The organism is Thioalkalivibrio halophilus (assembly GCF_001995255.1).
Lineage (GTDB): Bacteria > Pseudomonadota > Gammaproteobacteria > Ectothiorhodospirales > Ectothiorhodospiraceae > Thioalkalivibrio > Thioalkalivibrio halophilus.
On sequence record NZ_MUZR01000002.1, the window covers coordinates 11,214 to 31,768 of the forward strand.

At 65.1% G+C, this 20,555-nt stretch carries 16 protein-coding genes; 9 read left to right on the forward strand and 7 right to left on the reverse strand.

All coding sequences use genetic code 11. The features are described 5' to 3' along the window. From prsR to B1A74_RS00150, 3 genes are all read left to right on the forward strand, one after another. Nucleotides 1–1,347 (forward strand): PEP-CTERM-box response regulator transcription factor, encoded by a 1,347-nt coding sequence (prsR, locus tag B1A74_RS00140; protein WP_026288843.1) that lies wholly within the window; start codon nt 1–3, stop codon nt 1,345–1,347. Next, nucleotides 1,344–4,148 (forward strand): XrtA/PEP-CTERM system TPR-repeat protein PrsT, encoded by a 2,805-nt coding sequence (prsT, locus tag B1A74_RS00145; protein WP_077243411.1) that lies wholly within the window; start codon nt 1,344–1,346, stop codon nt 4,146–4,148. Before prsR ends, prsT begins: the two co-directional genes overlap by 4 nt. A 191-nt stretch (nt 4,149–4,339) precedes the next feature. Next, nucleotides 4,340–5,311, forward strand: coding sequence for a PEP-CTERM sorting domain-containing protein (locus B1A74_RS00150; RefSeq protein WP_077243412.1), 972 nt, complete (start codon nt 4,340–4,342; stop codon nt 5,309–5,311). A 104-nt stretch (nt 5,312–5,415) separates the two neighbouring features. Here the strand turns inward: B1A74_RS00150 and B1A74_RS00155 are convergent, their stop codons facing one another. The 7 genes from B1A74_RS00155 to B1A74_RS00185 all read right to left on the reverse strand — a co-directional run bounded on the left by B1A74_RS00155 (nt 5,416) and on the right by B1A74_RS00185 (nt 13,038). Next, a complete protein-coding gene (locus tag B1A74_RS00155) occupies nt 5,416–7,677 on the reverse strand; it encodes an efflux RND transporter permease subunit (RefSeq protein WP_077243413.1) in 2,262 nt (753 codons plus the stop codon). Further along, a complete protein-coding gene (locus B1A74_RS00160) occupies nt 7,677–9,074 on the reverse strand; it encodes a hypothetical protein (protein WP_425274663.1) in 1,398 nt (465 codons plus the stop codon). Before B1A74_RS00160 ends, B1A74_RS00155 begins: the two co-directional genes overlap by 1 nt. Nucleotides 9,075–9,123: 49 nt before the next feature. Beyond that, nucleotides 9,124–9,900 carry an outer membrane lipoprotein-sorting protein gene (locus tag B1A74_RS00165; protein ID WP_244263427.1) on the reverse strand — a complete coding sequence of 259 codons (777 nt, stop codon included), beginning with the start codon at nt 9,898–9,900 and terminating at the stop codon, nt 9,124–9,126. A 40-nt stretch (nt 9,901–9,940) separates the two neighbouring features. Continuing rightward, nucleotides 9,941–10,843, reverse strand: a complete 903-nt coding sequence (locus B1A74_RS00170; RefSeq protein ID WP_018945796.1) for a ThiF family adenylyltransferase — start codon at nt 10,841–10,843, stop codon at nt 9,941–9,943. Beyond that, nucleotides 10,843–11,622: a PEP-CTERM/exosortase system-associated acyltransferase gene (locus B1A74_RS00175; RefSeq protein WP_018945795.1), complete on the reverse strand. Its 780-nt coding sequence runs from the start codon at nt 11,620–11,622 to the stop codon at nt 10,843–10,845. Before B1A74_RS00175 ends, B1A74_RS00170 begins: the two co-directional genes overlap by 1 nt. Nucleotides 11,623–11,635: 13 nt before the next feature. Further along, a complete protein-coding gene (locus B1A74_RS00180) occupies nt 11,636–12,319 on the reverse strand; it encodes a GNAT family N-acyltransferase (RefSeq protein ID WP_018945794.1) in 684 nt (227 codons plus the stop codon). Nucleotides 12,320–12,447: 128 nt separating this feature from the next. Next, nucleotides 12,448–13,038 carry a PilZ domain-containing protein gene (locus B1A74_RS00185; RefSeq protein WP_077243415.1) on the reverse strand — a complete coding sequence of 197 codons (591 nt, stop codon included), beginning with the start codon at nt 13,036–13,038 and terminating at the stop codon, nt 12,448–12,450. Nucleotides 13,039–13,451: 413 nt separating this feature from the next. Here B1A74_RS00185 and B1A74_RS00190 point away from each other — a divergent pair, with 413 nt between their 5' ends. The 6 genes from B1A74_RS00190 to B1A74_RS00215 all read left to right on the forward strand — a co-directional run bounded on the left by B1A74_RS00190 (nt 13,452) and on the right by B1A74_RS00215 (nt 20,548). After that, on the forward strand, nt 13,452–15,002 hold the full coding sequence (locus B1A74_RS00190) for an XrtA system polysaccharide chain length determinant (protein ID WP_077243416.1): 1,551 nt from the start codon (nt 13,452–13,454) through the stop codon (nt 15,000–15,002). Between the two features lie 103 nt (nt 15,003–15,105). Next, nucleotides 15,106–15,993, forward strand: a complete 888-nt coding sequence (locus B1A74_RS00195) for an XrtA-associated tyrosine autokinase (protein WP_018945791.1) — start codon at nt 15,106–15,108, stop codon at nt 15,991–15,993. Between the two features lie 4 nt (nt 15,994–15,997). Continuing rightward, on the forward strand, nt 15,998–17,488 hold the full coding sequence (locus tag B1A74_RS00200) for a TIGR03016 family PEP-CTERM system-associated outer membrane protein (RefSeq protein WP_077243417.1): 1,491 nt from the start codon (nt 15,998–16,000) through the stop codon (nt 17,486–17,488). Between the two features lie 3 nt (nt 17,489–17,491). Then, nucleotides 17,492–18,568, forward strand: a complete 1,077-nt coding sequence (locus tag B1A74_RS00205; RefSeq protein WP_024328387.1) for an XrtA/PEP-CTERM system-associated ATPase — start codon at nt 17,492–17,494, stop codon at nt 18,566–18,568. A 20-nt stretch (nt 18,569–18,588) separates the two neighbouring features. Continuing rightward, nucleotides 18,589–19,494, forward strand: a complete 906-nt coding sequence (locus tag B1A74_RS00210) for an XrtA system polysaccharide deacetylase (protein ID WP_024328386.1) — start codon at nt 18,589–18,591, stop codon at nt 19,492–19,494. Between the two features lie 4 nt (nt 19,495–19,498). Next, the gene (locus B1A74_RS00215; RefSeq protein WP_425274664.1) at nt 19,499–20,548 is read left to right on the forward strand and encodes a FemAB family XrtA/PEP-CTERM system-associated protein; all 1,050 of its coding nucleotides are present in this window, start codon (nt 19,499–19,501) and stop codon (nt 20,546–20,548) included. Nucleotides 20,549–20,555: the final 7 nt, after the last annotated feature.

Below are 20,555 nucleotides of genomic sequence, written 5' to 3' on the forward strand. Positions count from 1 at the left end.
CTGCCCAAATTACTGATCGTGGAAGACGACGAGGGCCTGCGCAATCAGTTGCGCTGGTGTTTCGATGGTTACGAAATCCTGGAAGCGGAGGATCGATCTTCGGCGATGACCGAAATCCGGCGCCATGCCCCCGGCCTGGTCACGCTGGATCTGGGCCTGCCCCCGGATTCGGCCAATGCCTCCGAGGGCCTGGAACTATTGCAGGAAATCCTGGCCGAGGCACCAGGAACCAAGGTGATCGTGGTGACCGGCAACGATGATCGGTCCAATGCCCTCAAGGCCGTGGCCCTCGGGGCCTACGATTTCTACATCAAGCCGGTCGAGTCCGATCTGTTGCGCATGATCGTGGATCGTGCGGCACGGCTCTACGCGCTCGAGGCGGAGAACCGCGCCCTGGCCCTCCACTCGAACAGCCCGTTGTCCGGATTGATTACCTCGGACCCCGACATGCTCAAGGTCTGTCGCATGGTGGAACGCGTGGCGCCATCCGACGCGACAGTCCTGCTGCTGGGCAGCAGTGGCACCGGCAAGGAGGTACTGGCACGCGCGCTGCACGATCTGAGCGACCGGGCGAACGAGCGCTTTGTCGCCATCAATTGCGCGGCGATTCCGGAGAACCTGCTGGAAAGCGAACTGTTCGGTTACGAGAAGGGCGCCTTCACCGGCGCCTCCCGCCAGACCATCGGCAAGATCGAACACGCCAATAACGGGACCCTGTTTCTTGACGAGATCGGGGACTTGCCGCAAAGCCTGCAGGCGAAGCTCCTGCGATTCCTGCAGGAACGCAAGGTGGAACGCCTCGGCGGCCGCGCCGAAATCCCGGTCAATGTGCGCATCATCGGGGCCACCAACCAGAACCTCGCGGATCTGATTCGTGACGGATCGTTCCGCGAGGACCTCTACTACCGGATCGGCGAAATCGAGATCCGGATCCCGCCCCTGAAAGACCGCCAGGGCGACGCCAGCCTGATTGCTCACGCCCTGCTGAAACAGTTCGCACGGGAACAGAGGAAGCCCCACCGCGGCTTCACGCGTGACGCAACGGATGCGATCGAAGCCTACGACTGGCCCGGCAATGTGCGCGAGATGGAGAACGTGGTCCGCCGCGCCGTGATCATGGCCGACGGGCCACTGCTTACCGCCCGCGACCTTGGACTGGATCACCTGACGGAAGAGGCGCCCTCTCCCCGACTGCGCGAGGTCCGCAACAGCGCCGAACGCGAAGCCATCCTGCGCGCCATGGCGCGCAGCAATCAGAACATCGCCCAGGCCGCGGACCTCCTGGGCGTCACCCGCCCGACCGTCTACAGCCTGCTCGACAAACTTGGCTTGAGGGAAACCCGATGAAGAATCCGTACCCGCAACGCCCCGCGCGTTTTCGTCACTCGCGCCCGGCGTTCCCGACCGCTCTTCTGACACTGGCCCTGCTGGCCGCCACCGGCTGCGATGGACTGGGCGGGGCCAGCGAGGCCGACTACCTCGAGCGTGCCGACCAGTACATGGAACGGGGTGATTACGCTGCGGCGATCATCGAATACCGCAATGCCCTGCGCGAGGAAAGCCGGGCCCCAACCCGCGCCGGTCTCGGCCTCGCCTACCACCATCACGGCCAGCACGACAACGCCGTGAGCCATCTTGAGCGCGCGTGGCACCAGCAGGAGCAGCCCGATCTCGTATTGCCGCTGGCCCGCAGCCTCTTTCACCTGAACCGGCTGGAGGAGATCGAGGACCTGGACCCTCCGGCGCATCTGACCGACACGGAGAAAGCGGAATTCCTGAGCTATCAGGCCCTGGGCCTGGTACGAGCCGGAGATACGGAGTCCGGCCACGAACGTCTCGAACAGGCTCGTTCGCTGGATCCCGGCCTGGCCATTCTGCACCTGACCGAGGCCGAGAAGGCCTTTCGTGACGGTGATATCGAGGCAGCCTTCACCGCAGTGCGGGCCGCCCTCGACGCCGACGAAGAGCTGGGTGCCGCATGGAGCCTGAAGGGAGACCTGAAACGTGTGGAGGGGGATGTCGATGCTGCCCTCGCCGCCTATGACCGTTCCGTGGAGCTGCGTCCGGACCAGATCACCGAGCGTCTCAAGAGAGGTTTTGCGCACTTCCACCTGGAAAACATGGAAGCGGCGGCGGCCGATGCCGAGGTCCTGCGGACCGGCGCACCCGGGCATCCCGGCGGCCATTTTCTGCAGGGCATGATCCATTTCCACCAGGACGAATACGACCAGGCTCAGGCGTATCTGGAAGAAAGCCTTTCCGCTGCCCGCAATTACCGCGCGGCGATGCCCTACCTGGCGGCCATTCACCTGGAGAACGGCAACCTGACCCAGGCGGAACACCAGCTCCAGCGCCACCGCGCGCTGGGTGAAAGCACCTCCATGACCTATCAGCTGCAGGCCCGGATCCACCTGGAGCGCGATGAAACCGATCACGCACGCCGAGTGCTGGCGAACGCCCTGGAGAGCCGCCCGGAACTCACGCCGGAGCTGGGTAACCTGCTGGCCGCAGTTTACCTGGAGACCGGCCACACCGAGCAGGGCGAAGCCCTGCTGCGGACCTCCATCGAAGAAGGTCACGCCACGCCGACCATGCGCCGCATGCTGGCACAGGTGCTTGTCGAGCGCGGCGAGGAAGACGAGGCCGCCGCCGTCCGCGAGAGCACGGCCGGCGAATCCGGGAACACGGCCGAGGCGGAAGCCATGACCCATCTCGGGGCCGGCCGCTATTCTCGGGCGCTGGAACTCACGCGCGAGATGATCGCGGACGCGCCGGACGCGGCCCAGGGCTACAACGTCAAGGGTGCGGCCCTGCTGGGGCTGGACCGTGTGGAGGAGGCCCGACTGACATTCCAGGAAGGCCTGCAGAAGGTCCCCGACAGCATCAGTCTGGCCATGAACCTGGGCTCGCTGGAGCTGCGGATGGGCCATCGCGATGCAGCCACCGAGGTGTTCGAGGAATTGCAACGCCGGCAACCCGGCCATCCCGGGTCAGCCATGCGCCTCGCGGGGATGGCCCTCAGCGATGGACGCCCGGAACAGGCGGCCGAGTGGCTTGAACCGGCCATCGAACAGGCCCCCGATCAGCTGCAGCCGCGCCTCATTATGGCCCGTGCTCAGCTCGCACAGGACCGCCCGGATGCTGCCGTTGAGACCCTGGCACAAACCCTGGAACGCCACCCCGAAGAACCGGAGGCCCTGTTCGCCATGGCCGACGTGCAGGAGCGCCGCGGAGCGCCGGAGGAAGCGGTGGATCCAATGCGCCGGCTGACTTCACTGCGACCCGACAACGCGACCTTCCAGTTCCGCCTGGCACGCGTTCTCGCCGCCAGTGGCGCCCCGGAGGAATCCGTGGTCGCGCTACGCGAGGTCCTGTCCCTGAACCCCGAGCGCATGGACGCACGGCAGGCCCTGGTGCGCCAGCTCAGCCTCATGGGGCAAGTGGATGAGGCCCGGGAGGCCTTTGGCCCGCTGGAAGAGGCCGGGCCCGACTTGCCGGCCGTGAAGGCTCAGCGGGCCTGGTTCGAGGCCCGCGCCGGGGACCACGAGGCCGCTGCGAAATCCTATTCTGCGGCGATCGAGCAGCAGCCACGACGGGAATGGCTGGCCGAACGTCATCAGGTACGCATGGCAGCCGGGCAGACCGAACAGGCGCTGAGCGAACTGGAGGAATGGTTACAGCGCAATCCCGAGGACCCGGGCGCACGCCACCTGCTCGGGTCGACCCTGGTGGAGCTGGGCGAGGAGGAGAGCGCCATCAGCACCTACCGGGTCCTGCTCGCCCGGCACGAGGACGACGTGATCGCGCTCAACAACCTTGCCTGGCTGCTGCGGGAACGCGACAACGAGCAGGCGCTGGATCACGCCCGCCGGGCACGGGACCTGGCGCCCGACCATTCCGTGGTCCTCGACACCCTGGGTGTTGTACTGCTTTACGGCGATCAGCCCGGCGAGGCCCGCGAAGTGCTGGAGACCGCCTTCGACGATGCCGCTTCCACCCCGGACATCGGCTACAACCTGGCGCGGGCACGCGACCGGGCCGGCGATTCCACGGGCGCACGCACCCTGCTGGAAGCCATCCTGCAGGAAGGAGGCGATTTCCCTGAGCGCAACGAGGCGCGGGCGCTTCACGATCAGCTGGCCCGCTGAGGGGATCCGGCAGGCCCGTACAGAAGGTTTACACCGGGCCCGGAAAACCCGCCCGGTGCACCTGGACCACTGGAGACAGGTTCTTTTAACCTCCTGTAATTAGGCCTTTTTCTGCAACTATTCATCCTTTGGCACGAGGTCTGCATAAGTATCCTTGCGGTACCCATTCAGACCTTTCAAAGGAAATGACGATGAACTACAAGAATCTCCTTTTGACAACAGCACTGGGCATGGCGATGACATCCCCTGCCCTCGCCGGATCCTTTGTCATTGATGTTGAGCAGGACTTCAGTGGCAACAGCAGCACGCAGACCGGCGAGATCGACACACTCGGAACCAGTAACACGCTGGCCTCGTCCTTCTACCTGGGCGACCCGAATACCGCGGGTACCCAGTTCGTGGACACCAATCTCGAAAGCACCATGGATGGTTTCGGATTCTCGGAGGGCAACTTCACGGCAATCGACGGTGAATCATCGGTATCGCTGAAATATCCGGACGATGTCGCCGACAAGAATGTCGTGAATCTCAACTTCGTGAGCGGCGTCGGTGGCACGCAGGCCAATAACGGCTTCTCCTCCGACGAATGGTTCTACGACGACACCGGCTGGGGACTCACCTTCGATTACGAGATCCAGGGGGAGGTCTACGAGACGGACAACGGCGACCTGAGCATTCGCTACACCGATGGCTTTTTCGACACCTACTTTGAAGACGGCGCCTCCGGTGACCGGACCAAGGTGATGCGCATGGACGTCGAGGGCTCCGTGATCCAGGCCGCCAATCTCGACATCATGGGCAAGGTGAGTTTCGACGACGAATGGGCCGACAACGAGTTCGTCCGGAACTTCTTCATCGATCACGAATCCGGCGAGAGCTTCTACGACATTGCGAGCGAAGAGGGCGGTGCCGGCATCCCCATCAGCTGGCGCCTTGACACCAACGTGGATCCGCCCATCCCGACGGCTGACCAGCTGGTGGAGCTGGAGAGCGGCGCTCTGGTTCGCCAGACCCAGCTGAACAGCACCGTACGCTACGAAGTGCCGGAGCCGGGCATGCTGATCCTGCTGGGCACCGGTCTGCTGTTCCTGGGCTTCATCGCCATCCGTGGCCGCCGGCAGACGAACGACAACAACCTGCGGGCGCAAGTCCCGCAGGTGTAGCCCGGGCCTTCCTTGCCCCCCCCCTCAAGGAAAGGCCCCTTTTCGGCCCCGTCTCCGGACGGGGTCTTTTTTTGTGCCGGTTACAGGGATCTACGCGCCGCCAGTCAGGAGAGAACCGGGCGGTTCCTCAGACGGTGGCCCAGGACCAGCAGTGCGGGCAGCACCAGCAGGTCGAAGATCAGCGCGGCGACCAGCCCGAAGGCCGTGAGCAAACCGAAGGCGGCGGTCGGCTGAAAGTCGGACAGGGCCAGCAACAGGAACTGCCCGACCAGCACGATGGTGGTGGCCGTAATCGCGCGGCCCGTGCGGCGGAACGTACGGGCCAGGGCCCAGGCGACCGAACTGCCGGCCAGACGGCGCTGGCGATAGCCGTACAACAGATGAATGGTGTCGTCCACGGCGATACCGATCGCGACACTGGCGATCATCGCCGTAGCCATGTCCAGCCAGATGCCGAGAACCCCCATCACCGCAAAGATCAAGGCCAGTGGAGCAAGGTTCGGGAGCATGCTCACGGCGGCCAGCGGGACCGAGCGCCACATCACCAGCATCAGCAGCGCGAGCATGCCGGCCACGGCGTACAGGCTGTGGAGCTGCCCCTGAATCAGCAGGCGTTCCTGATCGGCGAACAGCCGTGCCATCCCCGCAAGATCCCACTGCATGTCCGCCGGGGGGTGCGCCTCCAGGCGGTCGCGCAGATCATCCATCAGCGCATTGATCTCGCGGGCCCCGTGAGCATTCAGGTTGACCAGCAGCCGACTGCGCCCGAAATCCCGGTCGACCACGTCGTACAGGTCGCGACCGTCGTAGATAAACAGATACTGCGCCACCAGGTCGCTGCTGTCCGGGATCGTCCGGAAGGCCGGATCCTCTTCGTTGAAGGCCCAGTGCATCTCCGCGACCAGGTCCGGGAGCGACATGCTGTAATCCACCTCCGGCCGAGCATCCAGCCATTCCTGCACCGAATGGATGGCCTGCAGGCGGTCCGGGGCCTGCAGGCTGTCCCATTCCGGCCCCTGGAACACCACCTCAAGGGCCATCACGCCGGAAAGCTCCTCCTCGACCTGCCGGGTCGACTGAGTGATGGGGTGGTGATCGTCAAAGAAGGCATACAGATCGGTCTCGACCTCGACATGCCGGATCTGCGGCAGCGCGATCGCGATCAGCACTGCGGCGATGGCCACCACCCAGCCGGCGCGGCGGATGGCCAGATGGGCCGCGAAGCCGGTGACGCGGTCCAGCAGGCGCAGGCTCCGTCGGGGCGCATGCCACGGGCCCCGGTCCCAGCGGGCCATCAGAGCTGGCAACAGCCACAGAACAATGGCCGCCGCCAGCAATACGCCGAATGCCCCGACCAGCCCGAAGCCGCCAATCGGCCGGATACTGCTCACGTTCAGCGAAGCCAGACCCGCCGCGGTGGTCAACGCCATGAAAAGAATCGGGCGCGCCACCGCCTGCAGGGCCGCCACCACCCGATCGCGCCCGAGATAACCCCGCTGCGCCGCATGCAGCTGGGCATTGAAGAAGTGCATCAGCATGGCCACGGTCAGGGCCGTCAGCAGCGGTGGCAGAATCGCGGAGATCAGCGTGAACGGCCGCTCGAGCAGGATCAGCAGTGCGATGGCGGGACCGGTCACGGCGCTGATGGTGGCGGCCGCGACTCCCACCACCAGCCAGCGCCGGAACAGCCACCACAGCAGCAAAAGTCCGATTGTCATGGTGCCCGGCACCAGCAGCGCCAGGTCGGTCAGCATCGCGCGCAGCTGAGCCACGTCCAGGGCGATATGGCCGGCGACCGCGGACAGGTCGTCCGCGAGCCCGTGTTCCGCGATCCCCGCCCGCAGCAACTGTTCCAGCTGGAGCCGCTGGAGGCTGTTGTCGAGGGCGTGCGGACGGACCACCAGCGCGGTCGCCTCGCCCGAGTCGGCCACCACCAGCCCGGGTGCGAAGCGGTCCTCCAGCGCTCGCGTCCGCCAGGCCTCCGGCGTACGGCTGTCCAGTTCCCGCGGATCGATCAGTGGCTCGACCGAAAAGCCGGCTGGCGTCGCACGGATGTGGTCCAGGGTGGTGACCGACAGCACCCGCTCGACCGCCGGGGCGGCTGCCAGCGCCTGCGAGAGCGCCCCGATGCGTTGCAGGAATTCGGTCTGGTAGACGCCCTCTCCGGAAAACAGGGCGACAATCACCTGGTCCTGGGGAAAATGCTCGCGCAGCTCGCGGTCGAAGACCACGGCCGGTGCGTCCTCGGGGAAATAGATCTCGGGGGCGTTGTTGAAATCGACCTGCAGCAGGACGGGCCCGGGCAGGACGACCAGGAGGGTCAGGAGAACCAGTGCCAGGGACGGATGCCGCAGCATCCAGTGCATCAGAACTGGCCCCGCCAGCCAATGACCAGCATCCGGTTGTCGCGATAGAAGTCACCGGCGGTTCCGTCCGCGCCGTCCAGCCAGTGAGCGCCGATGAAGAACTCCATGGGCTCGCGGGCGGTCCATGCCAGTTCCGGATGCAGGTAGACGTCGCGCCGGTTCAGTCCCAGCGAGTACCGCAGCCGCGCGTTCCACGCGTGACCCGCGAACGGCAGTTCGAACTCGCCGGTCAGGAAATAGCTCTCCGTGTCATCGAGCACGTCGCCGGCGCCCATCAGGTGCTGCCCGGTCAGCTGAGTGGTCATGCGGAAATCGCCATCGCCGGGGAACCCCTCGACACCGATCACCCAGTCGAAGCCTTCGGTCGTTTCCTGGCGCAGATCGTCCGCGCGAGTCACGGGAACATCGCTCAGCCAGGCCGCCTCCGCGCGCCAGGTCCACGCCCCCGCGGCAAAGGCGATATCTCCCCCGGCGACCCAGGTTCGCGGATGGATGGCCTCCAGGGTCGCCTCTTCCGGCGGAGGCATGCCGGCGAGGATCGCCTGGCGTGTTGCTTCGTCAAACCGATAATAGGGTTCCGAGTGACGCGCCCGCTGCAGGGTGACGGCGAAATCGGCACCGCGCCCGGCACGCGCCAGACGGATACCCCCGCCCCCGTTGCCGGAGAGATCATCGTCGACATCGGCCTGGCGAATGAAGGGGGCCAGCTCCGGTTGTGCCGGGAGGCCCAGCAGTTCGCCGCGATTGCGATCCACCGGGTGCCACAGGCTGTCCCGGTGCGGCAGTTCGGCCTCGCGAAACAGCGGGAGAAACACCAGATCCGCATGCCAGGCGCCCTGGAAAAACTCCGCGCGGATCGCCGGGCTGGCGCGCCGCCGATCCGCATAGTCATCCAGACCGAAGCGAGTCAGATCCTTCGTGCTCAGGCGGTCGGTCGGCGGGATCTCGTCGACGCGCCCCCAGAGGATCTGCTGCGCCCCGAACGTGAAGCGTGTCCGGTCCCCGCGATAACGCAGGTAGGTCTCGTCGTAGTCGGCCCTCAGCCGCGAGACCCCCGGATAGTCACCGCCTTGCTGCAGATGCGCATCGACGCGCGCACCCAGACGCAGTTCCCAGGCCTCCCCCAGAGGGCGGGCGGCGGAGACCACGGCACGGCCATGCTGGGTGAAATCCACGGGACGATCGGAGGTCGCGAGGATCCCCGCCTCCACGTTCGCATCATCCACCCGTGTCCGCCAGGGCGAGTCCGGTTCGGGTGCCTCGCTTTCAGCGTCTCCGGCCTCCCCCTGAACTCCGAAGGTAAAGCGGACGGGAGCCTCTTCCGGCGGACTCTCCGTCATACCCTCCGTCGCGGCCGTCTCGCCGACGGCCGTTGGCGGCACGACGACCCCCAGCACGGCAAGGAACAGCCCCGCCCGGCCCGGATGCCGGCGCGGCCGCGCCCGTTCAGGGCCGATAGGGGCGCGCACGCTGCGGATCCGCCAGACCACGCGTGGTGAACAGGTCACGCGGCAGGTCATTGTCGTAGACCACATCCTGAACTCCGAGGATCGTAATGCGGCCGCTGTCGAGATCGGTCATGCTGCTGCGCATGACCGTCCAGTAGCCCTGGATTTCTTCCATTTCCTGAACCTCCATGCGTTTGGACGGCTCTTCCCCGCCCTCGTACAGGTCAATGCGCAGCGGGATCAGGGTCTCTTCGTGTATCCAGCTCACGCGCTTGCTGTAGGTCGAGTTGCCGGGATCGACCGGCACGCTTTCCAGGATCGTGACCTCGACTTCCTGGAACGTGTCCTGACCCAGGATCCGATGATCATCCTTGTGCGGCTCGCGGTCTTCGAGATCCTCGAAATACAGCTCGGACTGAACGAAACTCCCGCCCCGGTTCTCGCCGGAGACCCGGCGCTCACGCTGCGTTGCGGGCAGGTACAGCCACTGGTCCACATCGCCACCGGGGTGGTTGTGAATCAGCAGGGCGGTATCGGCGATGTTCCCGGGCGAGGTGAAGCGAATTAGGTTCCAGCTCTCGCCGGGCTCATCGCCATCCAGGCGGTATTCATAGCTCTCGCGCACGCGCTCGCGGCGGCCCTCCCCGGTCAGGGTCATGGTTCCCCGGGTCACGACGTCGTTGCCTTCGGGCCGCTCGTGGACGGCCTCTGCCAGTTCGCGGCCCGCGTCGTCGGCCGCGGCCACCGGGGCGAGTACCGGTCCGACGGCCAGCATGCCAAGGGCCATGAGGTTCGTTTTCATTCGTTGCATGCGGTTACCCCGTTCCCGAAGGTGAAGCGGTCGCGCGCCGTCGCTGCAGTCGAGCGAGCCGGCGGCGCGCGAAATGAATCAGCAGTCGCTGGACCGGATTGCGGTTGCCACCCGGTCGCCAGGTCCGTGCCAGGCGCTGACGATAGGCATCATAGTGCACCCCGCGCGGGACCCAGGTGCTTCTACCGCGGCCCAGCAGGGTTTTCAGGACTTCGGTCCCCATGACCCCGGCACACAGCTCGCACGCCATCGGCGTCGAGGGCCCGCGCCGGGCCTCGAAGTCCACCGCGTCGGGGTCGACCAGGTAGCCCGTGTGCAGCATCGCCGGCGCCAGACCCACCATGAAGCGTATCGACAGCTCGGTGTCGGACAGGTCATCGCGCAGATCGAAATAACGATCAAAGCTCATGCCCCCGGGACGAAAATTAAGCAGCGCAGCTCCGAAGCCGAGCGGTGCCACGGTCACGGCAGGGATGCCCATGCGATCACAGGCGGCGAAGACTTCGCGGCGAATCTGGAAGGCGAAGAAATCGAGTCCGTCGACATAGACGTCGATCCCCTGAAGGAACGCATCCAGGTTGCCGGTATGGACACCTTCCGGAAAGCTGCGGATCTCCAGTTGCGGATTGATGTCCAGCGCCAGGTCCCGCAACGCGTCCACTTTGGGCCAGCCCATTCGCGACATGCTCGCCCCGGCCTGGCGGTTCATGTTGTGCAACTCGAAGTGGTCGAAGTCGGCGATGTGGAAATGCCCGACACCCAGCCGGGCGAGGGTCAGCAGATGGCTGCCGCCCACGCCCCCCAGCCCCGCGATGGCGATCCGGGCGTTGCGCAGGCGCTCCAGTTCGGTCCGGGTCACCCAGCCGATCGTGCGAACGAAGGCGACGTTGTAATCGAACCCGGACATCAGGCAGCCCGGACCCGCGACACCCGATCCGCCGGAGGCTCCATGTTCCCGGTGAAGATGTCATAGGCGTGGTGATACAGGTCTCGCAGAAATTCCGAGCGTTCGATGCCTTCGCTGGCCGTCTCGCGGTGAATGTAAAAGGCAGCCCGCCGGCCATGGTATTCCTGCAGCCTGCCCACTTGTGCCATGGGCAGCCCGGTGCGTCGCAGGATGCGCGCCAGGGACGGTTCCATCATGGCAAAGGCATGCTCCTTGCCGTGCAGCGTCGCCATCGCGGTGGCGCCCATGAAAAGCCCGAGCGCAAGCATGGGGAAAGAGCGGTACTGCTCCGCCGCGATCTGCCGGGTGCGCACGTCCCCCCGCGGGGTTGCCGCCTCCCCACGACGGCGTCGGAACCGGCCGTGTACAGCCAGGCGCGAGACCTCACAGACCAGGCCGCGATCCAGACGATCCGGACGCTCGGGAACATCCAGGAAACTGCCCCGACAGTATTTCTCCATCGGGAGCTCGGTGTGGGAACCTCTGCCACTGGCGGGGACAATGCGCACACACCCGGCAGCGGTCCCGCTGGAACGGTGTTGCAGGACGCAGTGCCAGGAGTCCGCATCATACTCGTCGATTTCCTGTTCCTCCGGGCAGTCCTCCTCGCGTTCAAAGTGGAATTCGCGGCAGTAGACCTCGTAGCGCAGGCGAAAGACCGCTCTCAGAGCAGCGGCATCAAGGGGCTCGAACAGGTCGAAGTCCCGGTGAAACGCAGTGGTCAGCGGATCCTGGTCCACGCCGGAGCCCCCTTCAGCTATCTTGCAGTTGCGGGCAGTCCATCCCGCTGGCGCCCTGAACGTCCTGTACGTCCTGTACGTCAGGGGGGTGAGTCTCCAGGGGCCAGTACATGGGAATGTAGTGTGCACCGGTAGTGACTGCAGGGAGACCATAGCGCTGGCGCCAGTTCCTGAGCCGGTCCGCGGCGGCCGCCGCGTCCACCCGGTACGGGATCCGCAGGCCACGATGATCGCGTGCCTCCCCGCACTGTTCCAGTGGCAGTCCGAACCGGCACAGCAAGCGGGCCAGCGCCGGCCGGATCAGAAACTGGAGATGCGGATATCCATGTTCGACGGCGTAGGCCTGAGCCGCCTGGGACAGATGGTAAAGCACCCTCGACGATTCGAGATGCTGCGCATCACAGGCGATCAGCCGCGAGATCTCCAGGGGTGGCACCTTGCCCGGATCATGCGGTCCATCCGGGAGGATCAGGCGCATGGTTCCCACCCACCGCCCGCGACCGTGAAACGAGCCGACACGCACGACGAAGTGTTCCGAGCGCTGATCGAGGGCGTCGCGCTCCAGACCGTCCCGATACCGACTTGGCGGTTCATAGCCGTTTTCTACACAGTAAATTCGGTAACGCAGGCCGAAATGCACGCGGCGCAGCGACTCCGAACGTGCCAGATAGACCCGAATTGGTGCTTCTGGATGCATGGTATTCACTGACTCCCCGCCTGATAGTCGAATATCCGGTGCAGACCGGACCTCAATCAGACATGATGTTTGCAAGCAGCCGCACGGGTGTTGTCCGGAACTGCCCCGGCCCTGCTTGTCTGGTGGGTTCACAAATATTCGGATCGGTAAAACTGCAGGCCGGCCCTCCCCTGGCCGGCAAACACAACCACCGCCTCACGCACGTTGCCGTTGGGTACCGCAACGCGGATCGGGGTGCCCGGCCCGGGAAGCGCCCGGTAGCCGGTCGGCGCGGCAATGCGCGCACCACCCCGCGACAGGTCGACCAGACGGCAACGCAGAGCCTCGCCCCGGACCCATATCCGGGTGATCATGTCGATCAGGTAGCGAGGCCAGCGCCTGCGGTCCTTGCAGACGGTCTCCATGAATTTCGACAGATCCTCGGTTTCCTCGCCCTGGACGTATTGCCAGGCAAACGCCGCCCCCCAATGGTCCTGGTCGGAAGAGAAGCAATAGATGGAGGCTTGCGCCGACCGGATGACCGGGGGAGCACCCAGCGCGTCAATCACCGCCGCAACAAAACTCGCGGAGACTGACTCGTATTCCTCGCCCGTGGGCAAATACTCACAGAGCTCGGCGCGAACCTCGTTCACGACCTCGCGCCGCCCTTCCCAGTCACGTTCCTGCAGGGTTGGCAGCCAGAAATCGGCCAGCTCACGGGCGAGTTCTTCATGGTTCATGCGGTGTCTCCGCTCAATGCCGGGGCACATGGCCCTGTCTGCGAAGACTCAGCAAAAAACGGACCAGGCCACATAACACCCTGATAACAAGAAACAGAAGACTGCGTGTCTCCGGCTGACCGCTGGAATAAGGCCGCTCATGTAAACAAAAACAACACGGTCACCACTTCCCTGAAACACTTCCGCTGTAAAAGTATTTGACGTCCACGGAACCGAATAACGCCCGAGAAGCCCCTTGTGTAAACATTTCCGACAAATGTGGACAAAGCCCCAGAAACCATCTTCAATGGTGACATTGACAATCAAAACCAGCCGCAAACGATACCGCCGGGTAAAGAACGGGATACCACTCCCGCTCAGCCATGGGTCGTCTTTTAGCCACCTTTGGGGGGTATGGCCACAAGCCGGATTCTATGGAAAAGATAATCTACGAATTCCTTCATCACGCGCGCGCCACCTGGAACCGCCGATGGTGGATCCTTCCGGTTGCCTGGATCATCTCCCTGGGCGGCTGGGCATATATTCACAACCTGCCGGACATCTACGAGGCGGACGCGCGGGTCTATGTAAACACCCAGTCGGTGCTCGACCCGTTACTGCGCGGCATGACCGTAAGGCCGGACACCGAACAGCGGCTCCGGATGATCACCCACACGCTCCTCAGTCGCGACAATCTCGAACAGATCGCGCGGAACAGCGATCTCGACGTGGTGGAAGGCAACTCCAGCCTGGATGACCAGGTCGCCATGTTGCGCGAGGAAATCACCCTCGAGGGCGGGCAGCGGGACAACATCTACCAGGTCGGTTTCCGTCATCACGACCCCGATGTGGCCCATCGGGTGGTCCGGCAGACGGTCAACCTGTTCATGGAACGCGGCATGGGCGATTCGCGCCTCGATCTGTCGACCTCGCAACAGTTCATCGAACGTCAGCTCGAAAACTACGAACAGCAGTTGCAGGAAAAAGAGGCGGAGATCGAGGAGTTCAAGCGCGACAATGCGCGTTTCCTCAGCGGGGACGGCAACTTTTACAGCCGGATGGAGCAGGCGCGCGAGCAGCTGCGGCAAGCGCGCTTGCAGGAGCGCGAGGCGCAAAGCCGCCTGCAAGCCCTGCAGCGCCGCGCGGCAGAGGCTGGCGCCGGCGGCCAGGCCCGTTATCAGAACCCGGAGCTGGAGCGGCGCATCAGCGACCTGCAGGACAACCTCGATGCCATGCGCCAGCGCTATACGGACGAACATCCGGATGTCCGTTCCGCGCGCCGCATGCTGGAAGAACTTGAGCAACGGCGTGAGCGTGAGGCCGAGGCCTATGCGCAGAACCCGCAAGCGCTACCGGAGTCCGGCGGCGGTTGGGGCAATGATCCCCTGCAGGTAGCGATTACCGAGGCCCGGAGCGAGCTCGCGTCCCTGCGGACCCGGATCGAGGATTTCGAGGATCGCGTCGAGCGCCTTGAGGGGGATGTCCATCGTGCCCCCGCAGTGGAGTCCGAGCTGACCTCCCTGACCCGCAACTACAACGTCATGCGCGATTCCTTCCGCCAGCTGCAGAATCGCCGTGAACAGGCGGTGATGTCGGGCGAGGTGGAAATGCAGACCGACGCCGTCGATTTCCGTGTCCTCGAACCCCCGCGGCGTCCGGACCAGGCGGCCTTTCCGGACCGACCGTTGCTGGCGGCCGGAATCCTGCTCCTGGGGCTGGGGGCGGGCAGCGGGTTCGCGTTCCTGCTCTCGCAAGTGCGGCGCACGATCAGCGACACCCGTCAGCTCGCGGAAGTCACCGGCCGCCCCGTGCTGGGTTCGATATCGCGCGTGCGCACCGCGGTGCACAGGCGACGCCGTTATTCGGAGCTGTTCTTCTTCGCACTGGGGGTCGGCAGTCTGCTGCTGGCGTTCGCGATCGTGATGACCCTCTATCTGACGGACACGGCCAGTCTGCTGGATAACGTGACCGGTTTCCTGCCATGACCGCTCCGACCCCGAACGCAGTGACCGAGCCACCGCGGCCCGGCGGCGCGGGGGTAAAGGCCGCGCGCCAGCCAGACTCGTACCCAACCGAAGGATGCGCCTCATGAGTATTATCGAAAAGGCCCTGGACAAGAGCCGAACCCGTCCTCGCCAGGGTACGGGGTCCGGCGACGAGCGCAGCGCCCCCTTCGGGGTGGCGGCCCCCGCACCGGAGCCATCGCGTTCGAAACAGGTGCACATCGATTTTGCCTGGCTGCGCAAGCAGGGCATCGTCATTCCGGGGGAGGAGCGTTCCTCGATCGCCGAGGAATTCCGGATCATGAAGCGGCCGCTGCTCAACAATGCCTTCGGCCGACATTCCGCGATGCAGATCCCCAGGGGGCGGCTGATCATGGTCACCAGCGCCCTGCCCCGGGAAGGCAAGACGTTCACGGCCACCAATCTCGCGTTGAGCATTGCGCAGGAGCTCGACCGTACGGTCCTGCTGGTGGACGCCGATGTAGCCCGGCCCGCGATTCCGATCACCATGGGCTTCGAGGCGGACCGCGGCCTGATGGACGTCCTGACGGACCCCGGGATCGACCTCCCGGATGTCCTGCTGCGCACGAACCTGGAAAACCTCACGATCCTGCCCGCCGGGCGCCCGCACGGCCGCTCCACCGAAATCCTCGCGAGCGACGTGATGATGCGGCTCATCAATGACCTTCACGAGCGTTATGACGATCGCGTCATCCTGTTCGACTCCCCGCCGCTGCTGGCGACCAGCGAACCCGGCGTACTGGCGAGTCACATGGGCCAGGTGATCATGGTCGTGGATGCCGACCGCACGCCCGCCGCTTCGGTCGAGCAGGCCATGGAGCAACTCCAGTCGTGTGATGTTGTCCTTTCCGCTCTCAATCGGGCCCCCGCCCTGCCGGGACTGGGCTACTACTATGGCGGGAGCTACTACCATGGACGTGAACACGAGGTACAAGCCCGTGCCGGGGCCTGAGCGCATGCCGGGCGCCATCGCGAAGCGGGTCCCGTCAGCCCGTGGATGGATTTTGCCCGTCTTGTGCCTGACGTCGTCGCCCGCGCTGGCGGCCGACTGGGAAGTGACCCCGCGGATCAGTGGCTCGGTGGAGATCACCGACAACGTGACCCTCGCTCCACGCGGCGAAGAGTCGTCGGATCTGATCGGCCGTATCAATCCGGGGGTCAACCTGCGGCGGATCAGTCCGCGGATGGAAACGCGAGTCAGCTACCGCCTGAATTCCCGTTACCACGCCAGCGAATCGCAGGAGGACCGGGTCAGCCACCATCTGCGCGCGCGCAATGACTGGGAGGTGATACCGGATACCTTCTTCATCGAGGCGCGCGCATCACGACGGGAAAACGTCTCGTCACTGCTGGCACCAGTAGGCATCGATGGCAGCACGCCGCGCGGCAACCTGGAGGAAACCACGCGCTACAGCCTGTCCCCGGTGTTGCGGACCCGCTTCGGCAGCTTTGCCGAGCAGGAACTCCGCTACACCTATGACGAGATCCGCTACCACGGCAGCGACCGTCCCAACAGCGATGCCCACCGCGTGGAATACACCCTGGACAGTGGCGCGGCCTTCAACCGCCCGTTCTGGCAGGTCGCGGCCTCCCACGAAAAGGAACGCTTCGAGTCGGGCCCCGAGGGCGAATTCAGCGAGGTCAGCGGGACCCTGGGCTATCGCTTCGGGCGGTCGCTGCGGCTTTTCGGTGTGGCCGGCTACGAAGACAACGACTTTCCGACCACCCGCGAGGACGTGGACGGCGGCTTCTGGGAAGTCGGGGCCGGCTGGGCACCCACCCGCGTCACCCGGATCGATGGCCGCTATGGCGAGCGCTATTTCGGCAAGACGCGCGCCTTCTCGCTGGATCACCGCAGCCGTCGCGCCAGCTACCGCCTGAGTTTCAACGAAGGCATCACCTCCACCCGGGAACGGCGCGGGGCTCAGTTCAACGAGTTGTCGCAGCAACTGGGTATGACGGTCGATGAGCTGTTCGACCAGTTCACGCTCGAGGAAGTCAGTTTCCTCCTGGCGATCTCCGGGCTGACCGAAGAAGCCGTGGTGGCCAACTACTTCTTCACCCGGACCTGGCGCGCCTCCTGGAGTTACGACACCGGGCGCAGCGTGTTCGGAGTCAACGCATTCCAGACCCAGCGCGAGTCGGAACTGGAAAGCGGCCTGGGCCTGTTCCAGGACAATCGCCGGCGCACGGGGATCAATGCCTCCTGGCAGTGGAACCTCGGTCCGCGCACGACCAGCGAGCTGAGCAGCGGGTTCAGTAATACCGAGTTTCTGGGGGTCGATCGCGAGGATGACCGCTGGTATCTACGCGCCAGTGTAAGCCGCGAAATCACCCCGGTATTGACAGCGCGTCTCGCCTTGCGGCATCAGCGCCGCGATTCGGACAGCCGCGCCAACGAGTACCGGGAAAACTCGATCATCGGCATGCTGATCAAGGAATTCTGAGTCATGTACGAGGAATTCTACGGACTCGAAGCCCGCCCCTTCGCCCTCAGCCCCGACCCGCGTTTCTTTTACGCCAGCAAGGGCCACAGCCGGGCGATGGCCTACCTCGAATACGGGGTCCAGCTGGAGGAAGGCTTCATCGTCATCACCGGCGAGGTCGGTGCGGGCAAGACCACCCTGGTGCGCAGCCTGTTCGAGACCCTGGGCGACAAGCCGCTGGTCGCCGCCCAGCTGGTGAGTACCCAGCTGGATGCCGAGGACCTTCTGCGTTCGGTCTGTCTGGCCTTCGGCCTGGAGGACGCGCCCAGTCACAAGGCCGGGCAGCTACGACGCCTCGACGGGTTCCTCAACGACACCCGGGCACGGGGCCAGCGCGCCCTCCTGGTGGTGGACGAGGCGCAGAATCTCGGTCCCGACGCGGTCGAGGAGTTGCGCATGCTCTCGAATTTCCAGGGGACGGATGGTCCGTTGCTGCAGAGCTTCCTCCTGGGGCAGCCGGAATTCCGGCAACTCCTGCGCAGCGAAAACATGCAGCAGCTGCGCCAGCGCGTGATCGCGACCTACCACCTGGGGCCGATGGACGAGGACGACACGCGCGCCTACATCGAACATCGCCTCGCCCGTGTCGGCTGGCAGGACCGTCCGCATTTTGCGGACGACATCTGGCCTCGCATCCATGACTACACCGGCGGCATCCCGCGCAAGGTCAACACCTTCTGCGACCGCCTTCTGTTGATGGGCTACCTCGAGGAAAGGGCCGAACTGGACGCCGCTCATGCCCGGATGGTCATCGACGAGATCGAAGAGGACCTGGGACAGAACCCGGTGGAGGACGGGGCGGCAACCGACGCGCAGGCTGCAGCCACCGAGCAGACCGACGTCCCGGGCAGCAACACCACCATGGTCGCCGGCCAGGTGGCGTTGCTGCGCATGGAACTGGACATCGAAGCCCTGCACGAACGCCTCCAGCGGATGGAACGCAACCTTTCGATCAACTTCCGCCTGTCCCAGGAGATTCTGGAACTCCTGGGCGAACAATGCGAGCCGCGGGTCCACAGGGCCGACGGCACGCATTCATGACAGACCCGCGGGGTACACTCATGTCGCCAATCCGAAACCGGGCCGCCAACGCCCTCACCGTCGATGTCGAAGACTACTTTCAGGTCTCCGCACTGGCCCCCAGCATCCCGCGCAGCAGCTGGGACACTCGCGAATGCCGGATCGAGCGCAATCTGGACCGGATTCTCGAGCTGTTCGAACGCAACGGGGCACGGGCCACCTTCTTCACCCTGGGATGGATCGCGGAACGCTACCCCCGGGCGATTCGGCGCATTGTCGAAGCCGGACACGAACTGGCCAGCCATGGCTACGGCCATCAGCGGGTGACCGACCTGACGCCCTGGGCGTTCCGCGAAGACATCACGCGCGCCCGGAGGATCCTGCAGGACCTCTCGGGAACCGTCATCCGTGGTTATCGCGCGCCGAGTTTCTCGATCGGCGAGGACAATCTCTGGGCCCACGACGTCCTGGCCGAGACCGGGCACGCCTACAGCTCGAGCATCTACCCTGTCCACCATGACCATTACGGTATGCCGGATGCCCCGCGCGAACCTCACAGGCCGCTGGAAGGCGGCATCCTGGAGCTGCCGCCCGCCACTCTGCGCATGGGCGGCCGCAATCTGCCAGTCGCAGGCGGCGGCTATTTCCGCCTGCTGCCCTATGCGGTCTCGCGTCATGCCCTGCGCCACATCGCACGGGTCGATGGCATGCCGGCGGTGTTCTACTTCCACCCCTGGGAGATCGATCCGGATCAGCCCCGCATCCCCGGCATCGATGCGAAGACCCGTTTTCGTCACTACCTGAACCTCAAGCGCATGGCGCCGCGTCTGGAACGTCTGCTCCAGGATTTCGAATGGGATCGCATGGATCGCGTATTCGCCGACCAGCTCGCAGCCACGCCGCGCCCCGCGCTGACAACGGAGATCGCTCGTGTATCAATCGCCTGACAACCTGGGACCGCCTGCGGGCAACACCGAGCTGCGGATACACGAGCTGGATGCGCAGAACCGGTCGCGCTGGGACGCCTTCGTCCAGGAGTGCCCGGACGCGACGTTCTTCCATCGTGCGGGCTGGGCCGATGTCATGCGCCGCGCCTTCGGTCACCGGACCTTTTTCCTGTATGTCGAGCAGGGCGGGACGATCGTCGGCGTGCTCCCGCTGGCACGGGTGCGCTCCCGCCTGTTCGGCGACGCCCTGACGTCGATGGCTTTCGGTGTCTACGGCGGCATCGCCGCGCGCACCCCGGACGCCTTTGCGGCGCTGGACCGGCACGCCTGCCGACTGGCGGATAGCCTGGGCGTCGACTACCTCGAGTACCGCCACCGCGAGCCCCACTACCCCGAGCGGCCCACCAAGGATCTCTACGTCACCTTCCGCAAGCCGCTGGAGGCCGACGTCGAGGCCAACATGAACGCGATTCCGCGCAAGCAACGGCGCATGGTGCGCAAAGGCATCAAGGCCGGTCTGGCGAGCGAATTCGACGCCGGCATCGAACGTTTCTTCCCCATTTATGCCGCCAGCGTGCATCGCATGGGCACACCCGTCTTCAGCCGGCTCTATTTCCGGACCCTGCTGGACGTGTTCGGCGACGACTGCCGCCTACTGACCGCGACCCGCAATGGCAACCCGGTCGCCACGGTGATGACGTTCTATTTCCGCGATGAGGTACTGCCCTACTACGGCGCCGGGACGCCCGAGGCGCGCCAGGTGGCGGGCTACGATTTCCTCTACTGGGAACTGATGCGCCGCGCCTGCGAGGACGGCTATCGCATCTACGACTTCGGCCGCAGCAAGCGCGATACCGGCTCCTTCAGCTTCAAGAAGAACTGGGGGTTCGAGCCACAGCCGCTGCACTACGAATACCACCTGGTGCGCGCCCGCGAGATGCCCGACGTCAATCCGCTCAACCCCAAATACCGCTACTTCATCAAGGCCTGGCAACACCTGCCGCGGCCGGTCGCCAACTGGCTGGGCCCCCGGCTCTCCCGCTCCCTCGGCTAGCACGGAG